A 23,299-nucleotide genomic window follows, 5' to 3' on the forward strand; every position below is an offset into this window, starting at 1 on the left:
CCTACAGACAGAGATTTATAGGGTATTTCTTATTTTTGCCCTTCGAACCGCGAAGGGAGTGATGTAAATTTATCGTTAACGAGCACAAACGAGAAATAGCGAAATCAAAATGTGTGTGGTGTGTCATAAAAATGAGCGATTTCGCGTTATTCACGGCTGTTAAGGGACTTTGAAAGTGTGATCAGACCAGTGGTTTCGCTATCAGTTGTTAAAGGCATGTATAATTTTACAGGATGGGTCATAGCGGTTTTTCGGTTTTTGCTGATAGTTACTGACACGAAATTGCTACAGAGTGTGGTTTGTACCGGTATGGCGCTAGACAGGGGGGGGCTGGCTACATACAATCGGTTTATCAAGAGCATCGTTTTTATCAAGCTGCGTTGCCTCTGCAAAGGAACGCGTTAGAACATAGCGCTTGTTACACCTAGTTCGATGGATATATAGCGCGATAAGTATTCACAGCAGTTTCATCTGCCGAGTGTCAGCTCAGTAGATACGGTGACTTAGTTAATACGGCGACGTCGGCTAAGAATGATGACTGCGACCAAAAGATGTACGCCTTGCTACCATAAGGGGACCGAAGAATGTCATTTGAAGTATTTGAGAAATTGGAAGTTAAAGTTCAGCAGGCGATTGATACCATCACTTTGCTACAGATGGAAATTGAAGAGCTGAAAGAGAAGAATAACACCCTGTCCCAAGAAGTTCAGGATGCTGCTGGTGGCCGTGAAGCCTTAGTGCGCGAAAATGAGCAACTAAAACAAGAGCAGCATGTTTGGCAGGATCGTCTGCGGGCACTGTTGGGAAAGATGGAAGAAGTCTAAGTGCTAGCTGGCTTAACGCAACCGTAATCGGTTGTTGAAGGCGGCTTGTCACGTAGCTACTGCAAATACGAAGTAGCAAAAAGGGCGATATCAATATCGCCCTTTCTTATGAAAATCAGAGGGATATTATTCAATATCCAGTGGTTCTTCTGACAAGATGATCCCAGTGTTATCTGCGTACAAGTGGTCACCAGAGAAGAATGTTACACCGCCAAAGTTCACACGGATGTCGCTCTCACCAATGCCTTCATCTGCCGCACCTACCGGAATTGCAGCCATTGCCTGAATACCGATATCTAACTCCGCCAGATCGTCTACCTGACGCACAGCACCGTAAACCACAATGCCTTCCCACTCGTTTTTCAATGCTAATTCAGCTAACTCAGCATCGATTAATGCACGGCGCACTGAGCCACCGCCATCGACGACCAGAACACGGCCCAGACCATTTTCTTCAAGCAGGTCGAACAACAAGCCGTTATCTTCGAAACATTTTACAGTAGTAATCTTGCCACCAAATGAAGTGCGCCCCCCAAAATTGGAGAACAGTGGTTCTACCACATTTACCTCTTCATGATAGGTATCACAGAGTTCGGAAGTATCATATTTCATAGGATTAACGTCTGGTTGCGGCTGGGAGATTAAGTATATCCCTTTCTGGCTGCTGTTGGCAAAATCATCAATTGTTAAATTTATCCGGGCTGGCCTTTATGGGGTGTGGCCCGGAGAAGGTTTGAAGAACAAACCGCTGGGATTAACTGAATACCAGACCGACAGCAAACAGAACGTTGGTCAGTAATGCGGCTTTAACCATATGCTCAAGCATTGGGCGCATACCCGCAGCAGTAGGCTCACGCAGTACAAACAGCGCATGTTTGACCAGTAACGGAACGGCTAGAATAAAGATCCAGCCGGCCCAGCTATGCAAATTCTGAAGTGTGAATATTGCCAGGCACAAAATTGCTGCCGCGATTAATATGGCATGATAATAACGTGCGACCACCGGCCCCAAACGCACTGCCAACGTGTTTTTACCATTAGCTGCGTCGTTTTCAATATCGCGCAAATTATTAATATTCAAAACCGCCGTTGCCAGTAAACCGCAGGCCGTGGCGGGTAACATCACGATAGTGTCAAAGTGCCCAGCCTGGAGATAGTAAGTCCCCGCGACACTCAGCCAGCCGAAGAAGACCAGTACTGAAATATCACCCAGCCCCATATAACCATAGGGTTTGCTACCGACGGTATAGGTAATAGCTGCCACAATTGCCATTAACCCAAGCAATAAAAAGCCTAAAACATCGCTGGGTTTTTCACAGGCCACAGCAATGAGTGCGATACCGGAAATAATCGTCAGAATAACGGTGACAATCAGCGCCACTTTCATCTGCTGGCGGGTAATCATCCCTTTTTGCATCCCGCGCAATGGCCCGATACGCTCTTCAGTATCACTGCCCTTGATGGCATCACCGTAATCATTAGCCAGATTAGATAGAATTTGCAGCAGGCCAGCAGTTAATAAGGCGAGGAGTGCTACGGCAGGTTTAAAACTATCGAGCCAGACAGCAAGGGCTGAACCGGTAACGATTGAGGCAAAGGCCAGTGGCAGGGTTCGTGGTCGCAGGCTTTCCAGCCAAGCCTGGGTCTGGCTGGTGTTGGTTGATAGGCTCATGTTTCGCTTCATTTTATTATATTAGGAGTCTGGTCCGCCCATATCGGCGTGTTAAAAACATTATGTCTGTCAAAAAACAACAGTGGGAGGCGATGCCTCCCACTCGATATTGTCCTGACGGACTATTTTATCCAGCATAAAGATATAAAGCGAATTATAGGATAAAACGACTCAGATCTTCATCTGCTACCAGCTCATCAAGATGCTTACCAACATATACAGCATCAATAGTGATGGATTGACCATTACTTTCGCTAGCGTCATAGGAGATATCTTCCATCAAACGCTCCAGCACGGTATGCAAGCGGCGTGCGCCGATATTCTCGGTGCGCTCGTTAACTTGCCATGCTGCTTCAGCAATTTTGCGGATACCTTCGCGAGTAAATTCAACGGTAACCCCTTCAGTAGCCATCAGCGCTTTGTACTGCTCGGTTAATGAGGCACTTGGCTCGGTCAGGATACGCTCGAAATCATCGGTGGTCAGCGCCTGCAATTCAACGCGGATTGGCAGGCGGCCTTGCAATTCCGGGATAAGATCTGACGGGCTGGACACCTGGAATGCGCCGGAGGCAATAAACAAGATATGGTCAGTTTTCACCATGCCGTGTTTAGTTGATACGGTGCAACCTTCGACCAATGGCAGCAAGTCACGCTGTACCCCTTCACGGGACACATCCGGGCCTGACGTTTGACCGCGTTTACAGATTTTATCGATTTCATCGATGAACACGATCCCGTGTTGTTCAACGGCATCAATCGCCTGCTGTTTCAGCTCTTCTGGATTGACCAGTTTCGCGCCTTCTTCCTCAATCAGCAGTTTGAACGCGTCTTTGATTTTGACTTTACGCGGTTTTTGTTTCTGACCGGCGATGTTCTGGAACATAGATTGTAACTGGTTAGTCATCTCTTCCATGCCAGGAGGTGCCATGATTTCAACCCCCATCGGCGAAGCAGCCAGATCGATTTCAATCTCTTTGTCGTCCAGTTGCCCTTCACGTAATTTTTTGCGGAAAGCCTGGCGGGTAGCGGATGGCTCTTGTGTTTCATCCGGCTGGCCCCAGTTATTTTTGGCCGGTGGAATCAACACGTCCAGAATACGTTCTTCGGCTAACTCTTCAGCCCGGTAACGCATTTTCTCAATTGATTGATGGCGAACCATTTTCACAGCCGCATCGGTCAGATCGCGGATAATAGAATCCACTTCTTTACCAACATAACCCACTTCGGTGAATTTGGTCGCTTCAACTTTGATAAATGGCGCATTGGCCAATTTTGCCAGACGGCGAGCAATTTCAGTTTTACCGACACCGGTTGGACCGATCATCAGAATGTTTTTAGGGGTAACTTCGTGACGCAACTCTTCATTGAGCTGCATACGGCGCCAGCGGTTACGCAGGGCAATTGCCACCGCACGTTTAGCTTTATCCTGGCCGATGATGTAGCTATCAAGTTCGCTGACGATTTCGCGTGGGGTCATTTCAGACATGTCACTCTATCCTTACGCTTTATACGTTAATTCTTCGATGGTTTGGAAGCGGTTGGTATAGATACAGATATCCCCCGCAATGCTCAGAGACTTCTCAACGATATCTTTGGCACTTAATTCAGTATTGTCTAACAGCGCGCGCGCGGCAGATTGGGCATAAGGCCCACCGGAACCGATAGCAATCAGGTCGTCTTCTGGTTGAACAACATCGCCGTTGCCGGTAATGATGAGTGATGCTGTTTCATCCGCTACAGCCAGTAGTGCTTCAAGCTTGCGTAACATACGATCAGTACGCCAGTCTTTGGCTAACTCGACAGCCGCTTTAGTCAGGTGGCCTTGATGCATCTCCAGTTTGCGCTCAAACAGCTCAAACAGCGTAAAGGCATCGGCAGTACCGCCAGCAAAGCCCGCAATCACTTTATTGTTATAAAGGCGGCGTACTTTTTTGGCATTACCCTTCATTACGGTATTACCCAGAGTGACCTGGCCATCACCACCAATAACGACATGACCATTACGACGTACACTTACAATTGTTGTCACGAGCGGACCCTCGTTGCAGACTGAATGAGTCCCCGTACTGCCTGTCAAAAAACAGCACGGGGTATATTGAGATTATAAATGGGGGAGGATTGCGACTTTTCAACCCCCTACAGCGAGGGGAATGCATCCTGATTGACCCGCGCCTTTCAAACGTTGCAAGGTACTATCAGCGGCTGCTTTGGTACTGTAAGGGCCAAGGACCACACGATTCCAGCCACCACCGCTGGTAATGCGGCTTTCGATACCGCCAAATGCCAATTGGGCGCGGATAGATTCGGCCTGATCGATGGCTTTGAATGAACCACACTGCACCATCCAACGTTGTGCTTTTTCTTTCTCTTTTTCCGGTTTCGGCGGTGTAACGGCCGGTGTTACCGGAGCTGCCGGTTGCGCGCGTTGTGGGGTAGCCACAGGCGATTGTACCTGCGTCTGCTGCTGTACCGGCGCGGTAGTCTGGCGCGGCGGTGTTAGCGGCTGCTGTTGCAGGGTCGTGACCGGTGGTTTGATGGTCACAGCAGAGCGTGGCACCGTCATCCCTTGGTTATACGGAACCTCTGATAACTGCGTTGGCTGCTGGCGCATATCTGCCTGCATCTGCTCTAGCAATTGGCGCTGCTCATTAGTCAGTTGCGTTTTAGAATTGGCTTCGCCACCAGCAGAGGGCTCTGTAGGTGTTGGGACGCCAATCTGACGGTTTTCCAGCTCTTTAATATAACGCCAGCGTTCTTCGGGTTTGGGCGGTAACCCATTACCGGTACGAGGATCATGGCTGGGCAATAACGGAAGCTCACCCGGCTTATTATGGGTGATGAAATAGAGGCCACCAACAAATACCACTAATAGCGCGACGGCCAGCGCCACCACGGTTTTAGATACTGCTGGCGCACTGCGTTTTTTCCGGCTGGTGCTTTTGCGCCGCGCTCCTGAGCGCCCTCGGCTTACATAATCTCTTTGTGCCACTATCGTTTCGCTGCGTCTTGATGATGGAATAAGTCCGTCATGTTACTGAACCCCTGAATATTTGCCTAGCGTTTAGGCGCAGCAGTACTTTCCCTGACAATTAACTCGGTGTCTAACAACCGGGAGCCACTTTGTACTGAATGCCCTTGTAGCTGCTCAAGTAATAGTAACATGGCTTGCTGACCAATTTGATAACGTGGTTGAGCCACGGTGGTCAAAGGGGGATCACAATACTGTGACAACTTCAGATCGTCAAAGCCTACCAGCGAGACATCCTGCGGGATACGTAGTCCCATTCTCTTTGCCTGCCACATCGCGCCTATCGCCATCACATCATTGTGACAAAATATTGCTGTTGGGGGATGAGGTAATGCCATCAGCACCGCAAAGGTTTCTGCGCCAGCTTCATAGCTAAAGTCACCGCGCATAATATAGTCACTGTCGACAGCGATACCATTACGACGCAGTGCCTGAATATAGCCCTGGAGCCGATAATGACTTAGCGGCAAACTTTCCGGCCCGGCAACACAGGCAATACGTTTGTGCCCCAATTCATGTAGATAATTAACCGCTTCATAAGCGGCAGTCAGATTATCGATATGTACCGTTGGCAGTTCCAGTTCAGGAGCGAACTCGTTTGCCATCACCATTGGCGGCAAATTGCGCTGCTCTTCTTTGCTGGCATCAAAAGGCAGATTGGAACCTAACAACAACATGCCATCAATTTGCTTGGTAATGATCAGGTTAACGAAGCTACGCTCTTGCTGGGTTTGTTGTGCGCAATCGCCAATTAAGATCAGATAACCTTGCTGGGCTGCCGCATACTCAATCCCTTGAATGATATCAGCAAAAAACGGGTCACTAATATCCGGTACAATAACCAGAATCGTGCGCGATTCATTACGTTTAATATTGCGGGACAAAGCATGAGGAGAATAACCCACCGCCAGAACAGCTTGCTCCACTTTTTGCCGGGTTACTGTTGACACTTTTTCCGGGTTCATCAGTGCGCGTGACACCGTCGCAGTTGAAACACCTGCCATTTCAGCAACGTCTTTCATGGTAGCCATCGTGAATTCTTTCTTATGTTCCAACGCCTTTCTCCTTGCTCTGGCTCCGAGCCAGCACTGATGCTTAATGCAGGCTTTCCGTCATTCTATACAGATAGTGGGGGTAATTTGTTACCTAATTTGCATAAAAAGTGTGACATAAGTAGGTTTTTTCGAACTGGCTCGCAGAAAGCGGGGTAATCGATTGCTTTGTGGCACAGATCAAACAATAAATTCCCCAAGTGAAAGAGAGAGTACTCAACGTTATTGGCATTAATTAAGGCGGGGAATTAGCTGTCTATTGGGTCAACATCCAACGTCCACTTAACCTTACGTGCCTGCGGCAATGTATTGATTAGCGGCTGAGAGGTTTTAATCAGCCGTTGTAGCAATTGCCGTGAAGGGTGCTGTAACAGCAATTGCCAACGGAAGCGTCCACTGCGTTTGGCCTGCAATGCGGGCACTGGCCCCATAATCCACAATGCATCATCTTTGAGTGGGCTGGCCTCCAGCAAATTACGCAATTGTTGCAGGAACAGCGCGGATTGCTGGTTATCGTGATCTTCACTGCGCACGATGATATGGCTGGTATAAGGCGGTAAAAATACGCTTTTACGTTCCTCTAGGGCCTGTTTGGCAAAGGCATCGTAGCCCTGTTGCAGCAAAATTTGCAGCAGTGGATGCTCAGGGTGGTGTGTTTGTAAAATAACTTCACCTTGCTTACCCGCGCGCCCGGCACGACCTGAAACTTGTGTATAAAGCTGGGCAAACCGTTCTGCCGAACGGAAATCTGCCGAGAACAGTGCGCCATCGACATCCAGCAAGGCCACTAGCGTGACATCAGGGAAGTGATGCCCTTTAGCCAACATTTGGGTACCAATCAAGATGCGCGATCCCCCTTGATGGACATCAGCCAAATGCTGTTCCAGCGAGCCTTTGCGGCTGGTGGTATCGCGGTCAATTCGAGTGATGGGAGTATCCGGGAACAGAGGAGCCAGTTCGTTCTCTAACTGTTCAGTGCCAACACCGACAGAGACCAGATGGGTTGAACCACATTTTGGGCATTGCTGAGGCACCGGGCGCTGGCTGTCGCAATGGTGGCAGCGCAACTGACGGTGATTTTGATGCAAGGTGTAATAGTGGTCGCAACGCTGGCATTCAGCAATCCAGCCACACTCATGGCACAGTAGCGCGGGAGCATAGCCACGGCGGTTCAGGAACAAAATTACCTGATTATCGGCCTGTAAATGGGTTTTCATCCGTTTTAGCAGTGGCTGAGAGAGGCCAACTTTAAGCGGTAAGCCTTTTAAATCGAGCAAATGCTGTACGGCGGGTTTGGCATTCCCCGCCCGTTTAGATAGCGTCAACTGGCGATATTTACCCATTTGCACATTGTGCAGGGTCTCAAGCGCCGGGGTCGCCGTGCCCATCACGATAGGAATGCCTTCTTCACGGGCCCGAAATACGGCTAAATCCCGGGCATGATACCGCCAGCCTTCTTGCTGTTTATAAGAGCTGTCGTGCTCTTCATCGATAATAATGACCCCGAGGCGGGAAAACGGCGTAAACAGTGCCGAGCGGGTACCAATAACAATTGCGGCTTCGCCGTTACGCGCCCGTAGCCAGACGGACAAACGTTCGCTGTCATTTAAACCTGAATGGAGCACCTCAACGGGGGCGTTAAACCGTTCGCGAAAACGAGCGATAGTCTGTGGGGTCAGGCCGATCTCAGGGACTAAAACCAACGCCTGGCGGCCTTGTGCCAGAATATTTTCCAGCACGCTCAGATAAACTTCTGTTTTACCGGAGCCGGTCACCCCAGCCAGCAGCCAGACTGCAAACTGGGTATCTTCACTGCGAATCGCCCCAACGGCGGTTGCCTGCTCGGTATTCAGCCGCAGGCGCTCACCCAGAACGGCGAAGCCGTTGCGCCAATCGGTAGTCGCGATTTCCTGTGCCCGCAGGTCAATTAGCCCTTTACTGCGTAATGCCTGCAATGCGCTTTCGGTGAGTGCCATTTCATTAACTTGATGGCGATAGACCGGTTTTTGCAATAATGCGGCAAGCGCTTGTTGCTGCTTCGGGGCGCGTTTTAAGCTTTCCGGTGGTGTGGCTCGCCCTTGTTCGGTTGCGAACCACTGCCACAACGGCGCAGATTGGGCAGGCTTCCCTTGGCGCAACAGAATAGGTAGAGCATGGAACAGCACTTCACCTATCGGGTAATGATAATACTCGGTTGCCCAGCAGAGAATGCGCCACAAGCTGGGTGGGAATAAGCTGCGCTCATCCAGAACGGCGTCAATGGCTTTCAGTTGTTCAAGGGGGAATGTGCTGGTATCACTGATACCCACCACAATTCCGATGGCTTTGCGTTTACCAAATGGCACACTAACGCGAGCACCGACCACCGGGCAGGCCATGGCGCTGTCTAAACGGTAATCAAAGCTACGGGCCAACGGTACGGGTAATGCCACTTGAACAACGGACATGTGTTTTCATCCTGATAACTAAAATTGGTCTAAATAAGTACAATTGGCCTATACCCTAAATAATTCGAGTTGCAGGAAGGCGGCAAGCGAGAAAATCCCGATGAGCTTACATGAGTAAGTGATTCGGGTTATTGAGCACAGCCAACGCACATGCAACTTGAAGTATGACGGGTCTAAATAAAGATTGAACAGTTTACACTGCGTGCTTCACAATGTGCGGATTCGATTGCGCGGTTTGGTCAAATTCTGTATGATTCGCCGCCTTTGGTATAATTCGATATCAAATCCTGTTAACAACCGTTGCTTACTTTATCCGCAGCTGTTCGTTAACAATCAAATTGTTATTTATCAATCGTGTGGTGTCTGGCGGAACAGGGCTGGATAGCGACACGGCCTAAATATAGAGGTTTTCCATGAAACAAGGTATCCACCCTAAATACGAACAAGTTACTGCTTCTTGCTCTTGCGGTAACGTTATCAAGATCAACTCTACTGTTGGTCATGACCTGAATCTGGACGTGTGCGGCGAATGCCACCCGTTCTACACTGGCAAGCAGCGTGATGTTGCTACCGGTGGCCGTGTTGACCGCTTTAACAAGCGTTTCAGCATGCCGGGCGCTAAGAAGTAATTATTGCCCGTCAGATGAAAAAGGCACCTTCGGGTGCCTTTTTTGTTTCTACATTTCAGGTTCACTATGACTAATGAACCGAGTGGTAGCTGGGGATTAGTATTCCCAGGTATCGGGGTCAACACCCAACTCACGCATTAAAATTTTCGCGGCTTCCGGGATTTCATCGCTACGTTCTTTACGCAGGTCTTCGTCATTCGGTAGCGGCTGGCCGGTAAATGCATGCAAAAAGGCCTCACACAACAATTCACTGTTGGTGGCGTGGCGCAGGTTGTTCACCTGGCGGCGGGTCCGTTCATCGGTGAGGATTTTTAACACCTTCAGCGGAATGGATACCGTAATTTTTTTGACCTGTTCGCTTTTCTTACCGTGTTCAGCGTAAGGGCTGACATACTCGCCGTTCCACTCAGCCATGGGACACCTTAAATTTGTCGGGAAAATACAAAATTCTGAAAACCGGCCAATTATGCCCGATCTTCGCTGTTCTCACTAAATAAATGTCGATTTTACTAGAGCAACATCACCCATTTAATCATTTTACTACTTATTGATAGCCGTTACCTTTCGATATGGTCTTTGCGGTTAAACAAAACACCACCGAAAACTCACTGACATCATTAAGATAGTTAAAGCCTCTACAATTTTAGCGGTTATTATTCCATTGCTCAATCTATACGCAAAGAAGTTTAGATGTCCAGATGTATTGACGTCCGTAATTTGTGCGTCTAATCTGGCGTAACATTTTCTTGATAACCGGCTGGTGGAAATCCATATGACGCGTAAACAGGCAACAATAGCAGTCCGTAGCGGGTTGAACGATGACGAGCAATACGGCTGCGTTGTCCCCCCGATTCACCTCTCCAGTACCTATAATTTTATCGATTTTAATCAGCCGCGCGCACATGATTATTCACGTCGCGGGAATCCGACGCGCGATGTGGTACAGCGTGCACTGGCGGAACTGGAAGGTGGTGCGGGTGCAGTCATGACCAGCAGCGGGATGTCGGCGATTCATTTGGTTTGCACCACATTCCTAAAACCGGGTGACTTGCTGGTCGCCCCACACGACTGTTACGGCGGCAGTTATCGTTTATTCGATAGTCTGAGCAAGCGCGGTGCTTATCGGGTGCTGTTTGTCGATCAGGGTGATGAAACGGCATTGAGCCGGGCCTTGGCGGAAAAACCCAAGCTTATATTGATTGAAACACCCAGTAATCCGCTGCTACGGGTGGTAGATATTGCCGCTATCTGCAAGGCGGCACATGCAGTAGGTGCTCTGACGGTTTGTGATAACACGTTCCTCAGCCCTGCCTTGCAGCAGCCACTCTCTTTAGGGGCGGATTTGGTGGTTCACTCCTGTACTAAATACCTAAATGGTCACTCTGATGTGGTCGCTGGTGCGGTAATTGCCAAAGATCCTGAGCTGGCGGTTGAGCTGGCATGGTGGGCGAATAATATCGGGGTAACGGGGGCAGCATTTGATAGCTACCTGTTATTACGCGGTTTGCGTACCTTGTCGCCACGTATGGCTCAGCAGCAACGTAACGCGGATGAGATTGTTCGTTATTTACAGCAGCAGCCTTTAGTGAAAAAGCTGTATCATCCTTCTCTGCCACAACATCCCGGCCACGAAATTGCCTGCCGTCAGCAGTCTGGTTTCGGTGCGATGCTCAGTTTTGAGCTTGATGGTGATGAACAGCTACTGCGTCGCTTCCTCTCAGCCCTTGAGTTATTTACTCTGGCGGAGTCTTTGGGCGGTGTGGAAAGTCTGATTTCCCATGCAGCGACCATGACCCATGCCGGTATGGCACCAGAAGCGCGCATTGCCGCAGGTATTACTGACAGCTTGTTGCGCATTTCCGTGGGTATTGAAGACAGCGAAGATTTGATTGCCGATTTGGAAAATGCTTTCCAGTTGGCGGGAACGAGGTAAGCATGAATGCAACAGCGGTAGCAGCGGCGGTGACCGGCCGTCAACTGCATAAGTTTGGTGGTAGTAGCCTTGCGGATGTGAAGTGTTACCTGCGGGTGGCCAATATTATGGCCAATTACAGTCATCCTGGTGATCTGATGGTGGTGTCTGCGGCAGGCAGTACCACCAACCAACTGATTAGCTGGTTGAAACTGAGCCAAAGTGATCGTCTTTCTGCTCATCAGGTGCAACAAAATTTACGTCGTTATCAACATGATCTGATCAGTGGTTTATTGTCTCCAGAAATGGCCGAACCGCTGATTAGTGAGTTTATCCATGATTTGGAGCGTCTGGCGGGCCTGCTGGATAACAAAGTCGACGATGCAATTTACGCCGAAGTGGTGGGGCACGGTGAGATTTGGTCCGCCCGTTTGATGGCGGCGGTTTTAAACAAGCAGGATATGAACGCCACCTGGCTGGATGCCCGTAGTTTCCTGCGTGCAGAGCGTGCGGCACAACCACAAATCGATGAAGGCCGTTCTTACCCGCTGTTACAACAATTAATGGCCCAGCACCCACATCAACGTTTGGTGGTGACAGGGTTTATCTCGCGCAGTAATTCCGGTGAAACCGTGCTGCTGGGGCGTAACGGCAGTGACTACTCGGCGACACAAGTCGGGGCGCTGGCGGGTGTCGAGCGCGTGACCATCTGGAGTGATGTTGCTGGGGTATACAGTGCTGACCCACGCAAAGTAAAAGATGCCTGTCTGTTACCGTTGCTACGATTGGATGAAGCCAGTGAATTGGCCCGTCTGGCAGCACCGGTGCTGCATACCCGCACGCTACAGCCGGTTTCAGGCAGCGATATCGATTTACAACTGCGTTGTAGTTATCAGCCAGAGCAGGGTTCAACCCGCATTGAGCGCGTACTGGCATCAGGTTCGGGGGCGAAAATCGTTACCAGCCATGATGATGTCTGCCTGATCGAATTGCAGATTGCCGGTCATCACGATTTCTCGCTGGCGCAGAAAGAGATTGATTTGCTACTCAAACGTGCGCAAATCAAACCGCTAGCCACCGGTATTCATCCCGATCGCAATCTGTTGCAACTCTGCTATACCTCCGAAGTAGTTAACAGTGCACTAAGAGTGCTGGAAGATGCCGCGCTGCCGGGTAAATTATCCCTACGCGAAGGGCTGGCACTGGTCGCACTGGTGGGCGCGGGGGTTTGCAAGAACCCACTGCACAGCCACCGGTTCTACCAACAGTTAAAAGATCAGCCAGTTGAGTTTATTTGGCAGGCAGAAGATGGGATCAGCATGGTGGCCGTTTTGCGCCTTGGTCCGACTGAACACCTGATTCAGGGCTTGCACCAGTCACTGTTCCGTGCAGAAAAACGCATTGGTCTGATGCTGTTTGGCAAAGGTAATATTGGTGCCCGCTGGCTGGAACTGTTCGCCCGCGAGCAGAAGAATATCTCGGCGCGCAGTGGTTTTGAGTTTGTGCTAGCAGGTGTGGTGGATAGCCGCCGCAGCCTGTTAAGTTACGATGGGCTGGATGCCAGTCGGACATTGGCATTTTATGATGACGAAGCCAAAGAGCAGGATGAAGAGTCGCTGTTTTTATGGATGCGAGCACACCCGTTTGATGATTTGGTGGTGCTGGATGTGACCGCTAGTGAGTCGCTGGCCGGACAATATCTGGATTTCGCCAGCTACGGTTTCCACGTTATCAGCGCCAACAAACTGGCCGGAGCATCCAGTAGCAATAACTACCGCCAAATTCGCGATGCTTTTGCCAAAACCGGCCGCCACTGGCTGTACAACGCCACGGTGGGCGCTGGCTTACCGGTTAACCACACGGTGCGTGATCTACGTGATAGCGGCGACAGTATCTTGGCGATCAGTGGTATCTTCTCCGGCACGCTGTCGTGGTTATTCCTGCAATTTGACGGCACGGTACCCTTTACCGAATTAGTAGATCAAGCCTGGCAACAAGGTCTGACTGAGCCAGATCCACGGGTGGATCTTTCAGGCCAGGATGTGATGCGTAAACTGGTGATTCTGGCCCGTGAAGCGGGTTATGACATTGAACCGAATCAGGTGCGGGTGGAGTCGCTGGTGCCTGCTGGTGCTGATGTGGGGTCGGTAGATCAGTTCTTTGAAAATGGCGAAGCATTGAATCAGCAAATGATTCAGCGCTTAGAAGCCGCGAATGAGATGGGGTTGGTGTTACGTTACGTGGCACGCTTTGATGCTAATGGTAAGGCTCGAGTGGGCGTTGAAGCAGTCCGTGCTGACCATCCGCTGGCCTCATTGCTGCCGTGCGATAACGTCTTTGCCATTGAGAGCCGTTGGTATCGCGATAACCCACTGGTCATTCGTGGCCCAGGTGCCGGGCGTGATGTTACTGCTGGTGCAATTCAGTCTGATTTAAACCGCCTGTCTCAATTGCTGTAATTTGCATTAACTCGCCTCTTCTGCTTAAGCGGAGGAGGCGAAACTGCCTCTTTAACCCATCCCCTCTTTAATGCCGGTCCCCAAGAGCGCATATTGCTGACAGGCAGTAAGCGAATACCGCGAACCCCTGTAACTTCAAGGGTTAGAGGTCTACATGAATTTTCCGCGTATGGCGTGTGAAGATTAATCATCACCCTAAACTTATTTAAAAGTTGACTCTTTAGCCAACTTCCGTCATTTTCTATTTAGCCGTCTAAACGTATAGACGCTCATAAATGAGCGGTAACAGATAACATAAGTCGTCATAACGACAATGGAGTAACAGGGTATGAGTTTTTTCCACGCCAACCAGCGGGAAGCGCTGAATCAAAGTCTGTCAGAGTTGCAGGGTCAGATTAATGTTTCTTTTGAGTTTTTCCCGCCGCGTACCAGCGAGATGGAAGAGACCCTGTGGAGTTCGATTGATCGTCTGAGCACCCTGAAACCCAAGTTTGTCTCGGTGACTTATGGCGCGAACTCTGGCGAGCGCGATCGTACCCACAGCATCATCAAAGGGATAAAAGAGCGCACTGGCCTGGAAGCCGCACCACATCTGACCTGCATTGATGCTTCACCGACTCAGTTACGTGATATTGCTACCGATTACTGGAACAGCGGTATCCGTCATATCGTTGCTCTGCGAGGGGATTTGCCACCGGATAGTGGTAAACCAGAAATGTACGCATCTGATTTGGTGACCTTGCTGAAAGACGTAGGGGATTTTGATATCTCGGTGGCGGCTTATCCAGAAGTCCATCCTGAAGCTAAAAGCGCGCAAGCTGACCTGATCAACCTCAAACGTAAGATTGATGCGGGTGCTAACCGGGCAATTACCCAGTTCTTCTTTGATGTTGAGAGCTATCTGCGTTTTCGCGACCGCTGTGTGGCTACCGGCATCGACGTTGAAATCGTGCCGGGCATTTTACCGGTATCCAATTTTAAACAGCTTCAGCGCTTTGCCACCATGACCAACGTGCGGGTACCACACTGGATGACCAGTATTTTCGAAGGGCTGGATAATGATCCTGAGACGCGCAAAATGGTGGGTGCCTCAGTGGCGATGGATATGGTGAAGATTTTAAGCCGTGAAGGGGTGAAGGATTTCCATTTCTATACCTTGAATCGGGCAGAGTTGAGTTATGCGATTTGCCATACTCTTGGGGTGAGGCCGTAAGTTGTTAAAGGGGCGCTGGCCCCTTTTCATCATAATCATCAAGTAAACAAAAGATAATCAGGGGAATCGCTTCCCCCAAAATCAATGGTTAACCTGTATTGCGCATGCCCGCAGCGACACCGGCGATAGTCACCATCAATGCCTGCTCAACACGGGCATCTGGGTGCTCATGCTGGCGCGAACGGTGCAACAGCTCAGCTTGCAGCACGTTCAGTGGATCGGTATACACATTACGCAACGCGATCGATTCCGCAATCCACGGTAAATCAGCCATCAAGTGGTCATCGTTGGCGATAGCCAGCACCACTTTAATATCCGCGGCTAACTGGTCACGTAATTGCTGACCCAACGGCCACAGTGATTTATCCACTAAACGTTGGTCGTAATACTCCGCCAGCCACAAATCAGCTTTGGCGAACACCATTTCCAGCATCCCGATACGGGTAGAGAAGAATGGCCAGTCACGACACATCGTGGCTAATACTTCTTTCTTACCGGCATCAATCGCTTTTTGCAAACCGGCCCCCGCACCCAGCCAGGCAGGTAGCATCAGGCGGTTTTGTGTCCAAGCGAAAATCCATGGAATGGCACGTAAGCTCTCGACTCCGCCATCCGCACGGCGTTTTGCCGGGCGAGAACCCAATGGCAACTTACCTAATTCCAGCTCTGGGGTCGCGGCGCGGAAGTAAGGGACAAACTCAGGATTCTCACGCACGTAGCCGCGATACATATCGCAGGAAGCGTCCGATAGAATGTCCATCACCTCAACCCACTCTTTCTTCGGCTCTGGCGGCGGTAACAGATTGGCTTCCAGAATCGCTCCGGCATACAGCGCCAGACTGCTGATAGTGACTTCCGGCAGCCCAAATTTAAAGCGGATCATCTCGCCTTGTTCAGTGACGCGTAAGCCGCCTTTTAAGCTACCCGGAGGCTGAGAGAGCAGAGCTGCATGTGCAGGCGCACCGCCACGGCCGATAGAACCGCCACGACCGTGGAACAGCGTCAGAGAGATACCAGCCTTCTCACAGGTTTTGATCAACGCATCTTGCGCCCGATATTGCGCCCAGGATGCTGCCATTACGCCGGCATCTTTTGCCGAGTCGGAATAGCCAATCATCACCATCTGCTTGCCTTGGATCAGGCCGCGATACCAGTCGATATTTAGCAACTGGGTCATTACTTCGTCGGCATTGTTCAGGTCATCAAGGGTTTCGAACAATGGCGCAACTGGCAGCGTGAATGGGCAACCCGCTTCTTTCAGCAGTAAATGTACTGCCAGCACGTCTGATGGCACTTTAGCCATGGAGATAACGTAAGCGGCGATAGAGCCTTGTGGTGCTTCGGCAATCACCCGGCACGTTTCCAGCACTTCTTGTGTATTAGCACTCGGTTCCCATTTCAGCGGAACCAGTGGGCGCTTGGAGTTCAGCTCGCGGATCAGGAAGGCTTGTTTGTCCGCCTCAGACCAGCTTTCATAATCGCCGAGGCCCAGATAACGGGTCAGTTCAGCGATGGCATCGGTGTGGCGGGTACTTTCCTGGCGTACATCGATACGCACCAATGGCACACCAAAACAGCGTACGCGGCGCAGGGTGTCCAGCAGTTGGCCGTTAGCAATGATCTCCATGCCACAGGCTTTCAGAGACTGATAACAGGCGTAAAGTGGGTCCCACAGTTGGTCATTACTCACCAGCAAATCAGTCGGTGGCAAGACACGTTCGCCTTTCAGACGGTCTTCCAGATAAGCCTGAGTATTGGTCAACTGGGTACGGACGCGTTTCATTAATTCGCGATAAGGTTCGACCACCTCTTCGCCACCGGCCAATTCACGCAGTTCCGGGGTACATTCCGACATGGACAGCTCTGATACCAACACTTGAATATCACGCAAGAACAGGTCGGTGGCTTTCCAACGGCTGAGTAACAGCACATGGCGGGTAATTTCAGCGGTAACGTTCGGGTTACCGTCACGGTCCCCCCCCATCCAAGAGGTGAAGCGTATTGGCACGGCCTCTACAGGCAAGCGGTAATCGAGCGAGTTTTGTAACTGCTCGTTAAACTCACGCAGGAATGCGGGCACACCTTCCCACAGGCTGTTTTCAACCACGGCAAAGCCCCATTTGGCTTCATCTACTGGGGAAGGGCGTATTTTACGAATTTCGTCAGTATGCCACGATTGTGCAACTAACTGGCGCAAACGACGCATGATCTTGTTGCGTTCGTAATCGGCTAAGTCATTGTGATCCAACTGGCTCAGGCAGGTATTCACTTCCACCAGTTTGTGGATCAGGGTGCGACGTGTAATTTCGGTTGGGTGAGCGGTTAACACCAACTCAATGGATAACTCATCAACCGCGCTGCGCATATCTTTCTCACTCAGCTTTTTATCTTTTAAGCGAGTGAAAAGCTGGGCCAGAGCTTCTGGGTTACTTGCGGCTTCACCGTGTGGTGAAATACTGTGATATTGCTCTGCCGTATTCGTCAGATTGAGGAATTGGCTAAAAGCACGGGCTACCGGCAGCAGCTCGTCGTTGGACAGATTTTGCAGCGTGGTCAGCAGTTCTTGACGGCTCGCTTCATTACCAGCACGCGAAGATTTGGATAATTTACGGATGGTTTCTACTTTTTCAAGGATGTGTTCACCAAGCGCTTCTTTGATGGTGTCCCCGAGTAGCGTACCGAGCATACTGACGTTACTTCGCATTGCGGAATATTGTTCGTTCATATGACCCCTGACCCATATCCCCTTCGCCCTTGACGCCGCAGGGTGGTTAGCGACGCTTACTCACCTGAATCACTGACCGGTGTCAGCTTATCGGGATTAATGAGCCTCAAAGAGGCTCACCCTGCGGGCTAGCATAAATGCTGTTCAAATCGGTCTTCAACCGATTTGTCTTTCACTTGCTGCCTACCTGCAACGCCAATGACTTTGGGTATAAACTTTTATGGTTTCTTTTTGTAAATTAATTTCACCCAAAAGGCCGAGATGGACAATTCCACTCGCCACGTTCAATTCCATACTCCAATTGACACTATTTTTAGCAAAAAAACATCAATTTTAGGGATATTGCTGAAATTTAATTACCAAGGTCAGGTTATCAGTCTTCCTAATAGGCAAAATTGATCGCCTACCCCATAAGAGGTAATTACTGCTGGCAGAAATGGTCAACCAACTGACCAATCAGCTCGCGGGTTGGCTCGATAAAGGCCATATCGATAAATTCATCTGGCTGATGGGCTTGATCGATCGAACCGGGTCCCAGCACCAGAGTTGGGCACACTTGCTGGATAAACGGCGCTTCGGTGCAGTAGTTCACCACCGCGGTACGCTCACCCAATAATTTCTCGATAACCCCTACCATATGGTGATCGGTTGGGCATTCATAGCCTGGGATCGGTGGATGCAGTTCGTCAATGCTCAAACGGCCTGGCCAGCGCTGGCTTACCGGTGTCAGCGCTTCGGTCATTAACTCATTCAGATCACTTAATGTCAGGCCCGGCAACGGGCGGATATCCATATGCAATTCGCAGCAAGCACAGATACGGTTTGCCGCATCACCGCCGTTAATATGACCAAAATTCATGGTGGGATACGGAATAGTAAACGCCGGATTGTGATAACGCTCTTGCAACTTGGTGCGTAGCTTCATCAATTGAGTGATAGATTCATGCATTAAATCAATGGCATTCACCCCACGTGCCGGATCGCTAGAATGCCCAGACTGACCGGTAATTCGGATAGCATTGGAAATATGCCCTTTGTGCGCCCGCACCGGTTGCAGCGAGGTTGGCTCACCGATAATGGCAAAATCTGGGCGCAACTGGCTGGAGGCGGCAAAGTAGCGCGCGCCTGCCATGGTGGTTTCTTCATCGGCGGTTGCCAGAATATACAGCGGCTTGCTCAGTTTGCTGGCATCGATATCGCGCACCGCATCCAGAATAAAGGCGAAAAAGCCTTTCATGTCGGCGGTACCCAAACCATACAACTTATTGTCATGTTCGGTCAGGGTGAACGGTGAGCGCGTCCAACGCCCTTCATCAAAAGGCACTGTATCGGTATGACCCGCCAGCAATAATCCACCATTGCCTTCTCCAATGCTGGCAAGCAGATTAAATTTGTGGCGTGTATCGGGCACGGGTTGGATCTCGACACGAAAACCCAAGTCTGCAAACCATCCGGCCAACAAGTTGATTAACGCCTCATTACTTTGATCGAGAGCGCTATCGGTTGCGCTGATCGATGGCGTCGCGATTAACGCCCGATACAGCTCAATAAATGGAGGTAATTTCATCTTCACTGTTGACAGCCTTTGGTTAGGATAGTATCAATATTCATGCAGTAATTATGAATAAAAATACATTAAGCTTGAGCGTAAGGGAACCGAAAAACACCCTTAAATTTACGAAAATGTCAACGCTCAATCACGAGGGGAACAGCAAAACCTTGCTGAAAACCCAAATACCGGTTTTGACTACTTATGTCTTTATACCGAATTACATTTTTATACCCAAAGTACTTGGAGTTGCAGGTAGGCGGCAAGTGAGTAATAAGCACTGCTGCAACGTCAAGTAAGCAGGGTAAGGTGAACTGAACCCATGTTGAATACGCTAATTGTTGGTGCCAGTGGTTATGCCGGAGCGGAGCTTACGGCTTACCTGAGTCGTCACCCACATATGAACATAACCGGTTTAACGGTTTCAGCGCAAAGTGCAGATGCAGGAAAATTACTTTCTGACCTGCATCCGCAGCTAAAAGGCATTATTGATCTCCCGCTGCAACCCTTGGTGGATGTGGCTCAGGCGGCAAAAGGGGTTGATGTTGTGTTCCTCGCTACCGCCCACGAGGTCAGCCATGATTTAGCGCCGCAATTTTTAGCTGCCGGTTGTGTAGTATTCGATCTCTCCGGTGCGTTTCGGGTTAAAGATACGGCGTTTTACCGTCAGTATTATGGTTTTGAACATAAACATCCCGATTGGCTGGATAAAGCCGTCTATGGGCTTGCTGAATGGCAGGCAGAAGAGATTAAGCAGGCACAGTTGATCGCGGTACCAGGCTGTTATCCAACCGCATCGCAATTAGCGCTTAAGCCGTTGGTTGATAGCAAATTATTGAATGAAGCACAGTGGCCGGTGATTAATGCGGTCAGTGGCGTCAGCGGCGCAGGGCGTAAGGCCAGTATCGGCAACAGTTTCTGTGAAGTGAGTTTACAGCCCTACGGCTTGTTTAATCATCGTCATCATCCAGAAATTGTGGCTCACCTTGGCACGCCAGTTATTTTTACCCCGCACTTGGGTAATTTCGCCCGGGGCATTTTGGCGACCATTACCTGCCGTCTGAACGCGGGTATTACGGCGCAAGATATTGCCGACGCGTATCACCATGCTTATCAGGATAAACCGCTGGTGCGGTTGTATCAGCAGGGTGTTCCCGCGTTGAAAGCGGTGGTTGGTTTGCCTTTCTGCGATATTGGTTTCTCGGTGCAAGGCGAACATTTAATTATTGTCGCTACTGAAGATAACCTACTGAAAGGTGCGGCAGCTCAGGCTGTACAATGCATGAATATACGTTTTGGTTTTACAGAAACCGAGTCTCTGTTGTGGGGCAAGGTAAGTCACTAGCCGAAATTGCTGGTTGCGGTCATGCCTGTAAACCCATAAATTTTACCCGATTAAATAAGGCGCAAAAATGATGAATCCGTTAGTCATTAAATTAGGTGGCGTGTTGCTCGACAGCGAAGAAGCGCTGGAACGCCTGTTTACTGCATTGGTGACTTATCGCGAAAAGCATGAGCGCCCGCTAGTGATTATGCACGGTGGCGGTTGTCTGGTTGACATTCTGATGAAAAAACTCGCTTTGCCAGTAGTGAAGAAAAACGGCTTACGCGTCACCCCTGCTGATCAGATTGATATCATTACCGGCGCACTGGCTGGCACCGCTAACAAAACCCTGCTGTCTTGGGCGGTGAAACATAATATTAATGCTGTTGGCTTGTGTCTGGGCGATGGTGGAACCGTCTCGGTAACGCTACTGGATGCCGAGCTGGGGCATGTGGGTAATGCTCAGCCGGGATCACCTACTTTGGTGAATACCTTGCTGGCTGCGGATTACATGCCCATTATCAGCTCCATTGGTATTACTGCCGACGGCCAACTGATGAATGTGAATGCCGATCAGGCAGCCACCGCGTTAGCCGCCACCCTTGGGGCAGATTTGATCTTGTTGTCTGATGTTAGTGGCATACTGGATGGTAAAGGCCAACGGATTGCTGAAATGACGGCGCAAAAGGCCGAGCAACTCATTGCTCAAGGCATCATCACCGATGGTATGGTAGTTAAAGTGAACGCAGCACTGGATGCAGCACGCTCACTAGGCCGCCCGGTAGATATTGCCAGTTGGCGTCATGCGGATCAGTTACCGGCACTGTTTAATGGTGAGCCAATTGGCACACGTATTCTGGCCTAAATACCCTTCTTATTTGAAGTTGCAGCGCTGTTAGCGGCTCTTACTCACCCGAATCACTGACTTGAGTCAGCTCAACGGGATTCGTGCGTTTGCTGCCTTGCTGCCACTCCAACTACTTTGGGTATATTATGAGTTTTTATTCTGAAACTAGGGAAGAAAGATTATGGCATTGTGGGGCGGGCGGTTCAGTCAGGCGGCAGATCAGCGTTTCAAGCAATTCAACGATTCACTGCGGTTTGATTATCGGCTGGCGGAGCAGGATATTATCGGTTCTGTTGCCTGGTCGAAAGCGCTAGTGACGGTTGGGGTATTAACGGCTACCGAACAGCAACAACTGGAACAGGCACTTGATGCATTGCAAAAAGAAGTGCAGGCCGATCCGCAGGCTATCTTGCACAGTGATGCTGAAGATATTCACAGTTGGGTCGAAACCAAACTGATTGATAAAGTTGGCGATTTAGGTAAAAAACTGCATACCGGCCGTAGCCGTAATGATCAGGTGGCGACCGATCTGAAATTGTGGTGCAAATTCCAGATTACTGAATTACAAACTGCGGTTAAGCAGTTGCAGCAGGCGCTGGTTGCCACAGCCGAAGCGAATCAGGATGCCGTCATGCCGGGTTATACCCACTTGCAACGTGCTCAACCGGTGACTTTTGCTCACTGGTGTCTGGCGTATGCAGAAATGCTGTCGCGTGACCAAAGCCGACTGCAAGATACCCTGACGCGCTTGGATGTCAGCCCATTGGGCAGTGGGGCATTGGCAGGTACTGCCTATGACATCGATCGCGAACAACTGGCTAGCTGGTTAGGTTTCGCCTCTGCCACTCGCAACAGCCTCGACAGTGTTTCAGACCGCGACCACGTCTTAGAGCTACTGTCTGATGCCAGCATCGGCATGGTGCATTTGTCTCGTTTTGCTGAGGATCTGATCTTCTTCAACAGTGGCGAAGCGGCTTTTGTTGATTTATCGGATCGTGTGACCTCCGGTTCTTCCTTGATGCCACAGAAGAAAAACCCAGATGCGTTGGAATTAATCCGTGGTAAATGTGGCCGGGTACAAGGTGCATTGACCGGAATGATGATGACGTTGAAAGGCTTGCCTCTTGCTTATAACAAAGACATGCAGGAAGACAAAGAAGGGCTGTTTGATGCGTTGGATACCTGGCTCGATTGCCTGCATATGGCGGCGCTGGTATTAGACGGTATTCAGGTAAAACGGCCACGTTGTAAAGAAGCGGCAGAACAGGGTTACGCCAATGCCACTGAACTGGCTGATTATCTGGTCGCCAAGGGCGTACCCTTCCGTGAGGCGCACCATATTGTTGGTGAAGCGGTCGTTGAAGCTATTCGTCAGGGTAAAGCGCTGGAAGCACTCTTGCTGGCTGATTTGCAGAAGTTCAGCGCAGTGATTGGCGATGATGTTTATCCGATTCTGGCATTGCAATCTTGCCTGGATAAACGTGTTGCTAAAGGTGGGGTCTCACCACAGCAAGTGGCTTCTGCTATTGTCGAAGCGAAAGCACGCCTAATTTAATTAGTTAGCTATTAATATTGATAATGGGCCGCTTTATAGTGGCCCATTTTACATTTAAACGTA

General features: G+C 50.1%; 19 protein-coding genes and 1 pseudogene. 9 read left to right on the plus strand and 11 right to left on the minus strand.

All coding sequences use genetic code 11. The annotated features are described in order from the left end of the window. Position 1: 1 nt before the first annotated feature. A pseudogene (locus tag A6J66_017620) lies at positions 2 to 242 on the minus strand (hypothetical protein). On the opposite strand from A6J66_017620, the gene A6J66_017625 reads away from it, so the two are divergent. Together A6J66_017625 and A6J66_017630 are read left to right on the plus strand one after the other, a co-directional pair. Next, positions 178 to 405 carry a hypothetical protein gene (locus tag A6J66_017625; protein PNM25836.1) on the plus strand — a complete coding sequence of 76 codons (228 nt, stop codon included), beginning with the start codon at positions 178 to 180 and terminating at the stop codon, positions 403 to 405. The pseudogene A6J66_017620 and the gene A6J66_017625 sit on opposite strands and share 65 nt — an antisense overlap. A 179-nt stretch (positions 406 to 584) precedes the next feature. Beyond that, positions 585 to 824 carry a cell division protein ZapB gene (locus A6J66_017630; protein ID PNM25837.1) on the plus strand — a complete coding sequence of 80 codons (240 nt, stop codon included), beginning with the start codon at positions 585 to 587 and terminating at the stop codon, positions 822 to 824. A gap of 126 nt (positions 825 to 950) precedes the next feature. Here the strand turns inward: A6J66_017630 and rraA are convergent, their stop codons facing one another. The 7 genes from rraA to A6J66_017665 form a co-directional block, all read right to left on the minus strand. Continuing rightward, positions 951 to 1,436 (minus strand): ribonuclease E activity regulator RraA, encoded by a 486-nt coding sequence (gene rraA, locus A6J66_017635; GenBank protein PNM25838.1) that lies wholly within the window; start codon positions 1,434 to 1,436, stop codon positions 951 to 953. Positions 1,437 to 1,578: 142 nt separating this feature from the next. Next, positions 1,579 to 2,496, minus strand: a complete 918-nt coding sequence (locus A6J66_017640; protein PNM25839.1) for a 1,4-dihydroxy-2-naphthoate polyprenyltransferase — start codon at positions 2,494 to 2,496, stop codon at positions 1,579 to 1,581. Positions 2,497 to 2,650: 154 nt separating this feature from the next. Next, on the minus strand, positions 2,651 to 3,982 hold the full coding sequence (gene hslU / locus A6J66_017645) for an ATP-dependent protease ATPase subunit HslU (GenBank protein PNM25840.1): 1,332 nt from the start codon (positions 3,980 to 3,982) through the stop codon (positions 2,651 to 2,653). 12 nt (positions 3,983 to 3,994) lie between these two features. Then, positions 3,995 to 4,525, minus strand: a complete 531-nt coding sequence (locus tag A6J66_017650; protein PNM25841.1) for an ATP-dependent protease subunit HslV — start codon at positions 4,523 to 4,525, stop codon at positions 3,995 to 3,997. Between the two features lie 99 nt (positions 4,526 to 4,624). After that, on the minus strand, positions 4,625 to 5,485 hold the full coding sequence (gene ftsN, locus A6J66_017655; GenBank protein ID PNM25842.1) for a cell division protein FtsN: 861 nt from the start codon (positions 5,483 to 5,485) through the stop codon (positions 4,625 to 4,627). Positions 5,486 to 5,550: 65 nt separating this feature from the next. After that, positions 5,551 to 6,579, minus strand: a complete 1,029-nt coding sequence (locus A6J66_017660) for a DNA-binding transcriptional regulator CytR (GenBank protein PNM25843.1) — start codon at positions 6,577 to 6,579, stop codon at positions 5,551 to 5,553. Positions 6,580 to 6,824: 245 nt separating this feature from the next. Further along, positions 6,825 to 9,023: a primosomal protein N' gene (locus tag A6J66_017665; protein PNM25844.1), complete on the minus strand. Its 2,199-nt coding sequence runs from the start codon at positions 9,021 to 9,023 to the stop codon at positions 6,825 to 6,827. A 413-nt stretch (positions 9,024 to 9,436) separates the two neighbouring features. On the opposite strand from A6J66_017665, the gene A6J66_017670 reads away from it, so the two are divergent. Further along, the gene (locus A6J66_017670; GenBank protein PNM25845.1) at positions 9,437 to 9,652 is read left to right on the plus strand and encodes a 50S ribosomal protein L31; all 216 of its coding nucleotides are present in this window, start codon (positions 9,437 to 9,439) and stop codon (positions 9,650 to 9,652) included. A 96-nt stretch (positions 9,653 to 9,748) separates the two neighbouring features. On the opposite strand, the gene A6J66_017675 is transcribed toward A6J66_017670, so the two are convergent. Further along, a complete protein-coding gene (locus A6J66_017675; GenBank protein PNM25846.1) occupies positions 9,749 to 10,066 on the minus strand; it encodes a met repressor in 318 nt (105 codons plus the stop codon). A gap of 358 nt (positions 10,067 to 10,424) precedes the next feature. Between A6J66_017675 and A6J66_017680 the strand changes: the two genes are divergently transcribed. The 3 genes from A6J66_017680 (at position 10,425) to metF (ending at position 15,236) form a co-directional block, all read left to right on the plus strand. After that, complete coding sequence (locus tag A6J66_017680; GenBank protein ID PNM25847.1) at positions 10,425 to 11,585, plus strand: cystathionine gamma-synthase; 1,161 nt, start codon at positions 10,425 to 10,427, stop codon at positions 11,583 to 11,585. Between the two features lie 2 nt (positions 11,586 to 11,587). Next, positions 11,588 to 14,023, plus strand: coding sequence for a bifunctional aspartate kinase/homoserine dehydrogenase II (metL, locus tag A6J66_017685; protein ID PNM25848.1), 2,436 nt, complete (start codon positions 11,588 to 11,590; stop codon positions 14,021 to 14,023). A gap of 328 nt (positions 14,024 to 14,351) precedes the next feature. Further along, positions 14,352 to 15,236 carry a methylenetetrahydrofolate reductase gene (gene metF, locus A6J66_017690; protein ID PNM25849.1) on the plus strand — a complete coding sequence of 295 codons (885 nt, stop codon included), beginning with the start codon at positions 14,352 to 14,354 and terminating at the stop codon, positions 15,234 to 15,236. A gap of 88 nt (positions 15,237 to 15,324) precedes the next feature. On the opposite strand, the gene A6J66_017695 is transcribed toward metF, so the two are convergent. Next, positions 15,325 to 17,961, minus strand: a complete 2,637-nt coding sequence (locus A6J66_017695) for a phosphoenolpyruvate carboxylase (GenBank protein PNM25850.1) — start codon at positions 17,959 to 17,961, stop codon at positions 15,325 to 15,327. A gap of 421 nt (positions 17,962 to 18,382) precedes the next feature. After that, positions 18,383 to 19,534, minus strand: a complete 1,152-nt coding sequence (locus tag A6J66_017700) for an acetylornithine deacetylase (GenBank protein ID PNM25851.1) — start codon at positions 19,532 to 19,534, stop codon at positions 18,383 to 18,385. Positions 19,535 to 19,832: 298 nt separating this feature from the next. Between A6J66_017700 and A6J66_017705 the strand changes: the two genes are divergently transcribed. The 3 genes from A6J66_017705 (at position 19,833) to A6J66_017715 (ending at position 23,236) form a co-directional block, all read left to right on the plus strand. Beyond that, entirely contained in the window at positions 19,833 to 20,855 is a 1,023-nt protein-coding gene (locus A6J66_017705; GenBank protein PNM25852.1) for an N-acetyl-gamma-glutamyl-phosphate reductase, read from the plus strand. Between the two features lie 70 nt (positions 20,856 to 20,925). Next, positions 20,926 to 21,699: an acetylglutamate kinase gene (argB, locus tag A6J66_017710; GenBank protein PNM27060.1), complete on the plus strand. Its 774-nt coding sequence runs from the start codon at positions 20,926 to 20,928 to the stop codon at positions 21,697 to 21,699. 163 nt (positions 21,700 to 21,862) lie between these two features. Then, a complete protein-coding gene (locus A6J66_017715; protein PNM25853.1) occupies positions 21,863 to 23,236 on the plus strand; it encodes an argininosuccinate lyase in 1,374 nt (457 codons plus the stop codon). Positions 23,237 to 23,299: the final 63 nt, after the last annotated feature.

The organism is Yersinia enterocolitica, from assembly GCA_002082245.2.
In the GTDB taxonomy this organism is placed as follows: domain Bacteria; phylum Pseudomonadota; class Gammaproteobacteria; order Enterobacterales; family Enterobacteriaceae; genus Yersinia; species Yersinia enterocolitica_E.

Excerpts from the sequence above, each read along its gene's own strand:
- hslU (PNM25840.1), bottom strand. The coding sequence starts at position 3,982 with ATGTCTGAAATGACCCCACGCGAAATCGTCAGCGAACTTGATAGCTAC.
- A6J66_017715 (PNM25853.1), top strand. The coding sequence starts at position 21,863 with ATGGCATTGTGGGGCGGGCGGTTCAGTCAGGCGGCAGATCAGCGTTTC.
- argB (PNM27060.1), top strand. The coding sequence starts at position 20,926 with ATGAATCCGTTAGTCATTAAATTAGGTGGCGTGTTGCTCGACAGCGAA.
- A6J66_017665 (PNM25844.1), bottom strand. The coding sequence starts at position 9,023 with ATGTCCGTTGTTCAAGTGGCATTACCCGTACCGTTGGCCCGTAGCTTT.
- A6J66_017680 (PNM25847.1), top strand. The coding sequence starts at position 10,425 with ATGACGCGTAAACAGGCAACAATAGCAGTCCGTAGCGGGTTGAACGAT.
- A6J66_017705 (PNM25852.1), top strand. The coding sequence starts at position 19,833 with ATGTTGAATACGCTAATTGTTGGTGCCAGTGGTTATGCCGGAGCGGAG.
- A6J66_017640 (PNM25839.1), bottom strand. The coding sequence starts at position 2,496 with ATGAGCCTATCAACCAACACCAGCCAGACCCAGGCTTGGCTGGAAAGC.
- A6J66_017675 (PNM25846.1), bottom strand. The coding sequence starts at position 10,066 with ATGGCTGAGTGGAACGGCGAGTATGTCAGCCCTTACGCTGAACACGGT.
- A6J66_017670 (PNM25845.1), top strand. The coding sequence starts at position 9,437 with ATGAAACAAGGTATCCACCCTAAATACGAACAAGTTACTGCTTCTTGC.
- A6J66_017695 (PNM25850.1), bottom strand. The coding sequence starts at position 17,961 with ATGAACGAACAATATTCCGCAATGCGAAGTAACGTCAGTATGCTCGGT.
- A6J66_017630 (PNM25837.1), top strand. The coding sequence starts at position 585 with ATGTCATTTGAAGTATTTGAGAAATTGGAAGTTAAAGTTCAGCAGGCG.
- rraA (PNM25838.1), bottom strand. The coding sequence starts at position 1,436 with ATGAAATATGATACTTCCGAACTCTGTGATACCTATCATGAAGAGGTA.
- metL (PNM25848.1), top strand. The coding sequence starts at position 11,588 with ATGAATGCAACAGCGGTAGCAGCGGCGGTGACCGGCCGTCAACTGCAT.
- metF (PNM25849.1), top strand. The coding sequence starts at position 14,352 with ATGAGTTTTTTCCACGCCAACCAGCGGGAAGCGCTGAATCAAAGTCTG.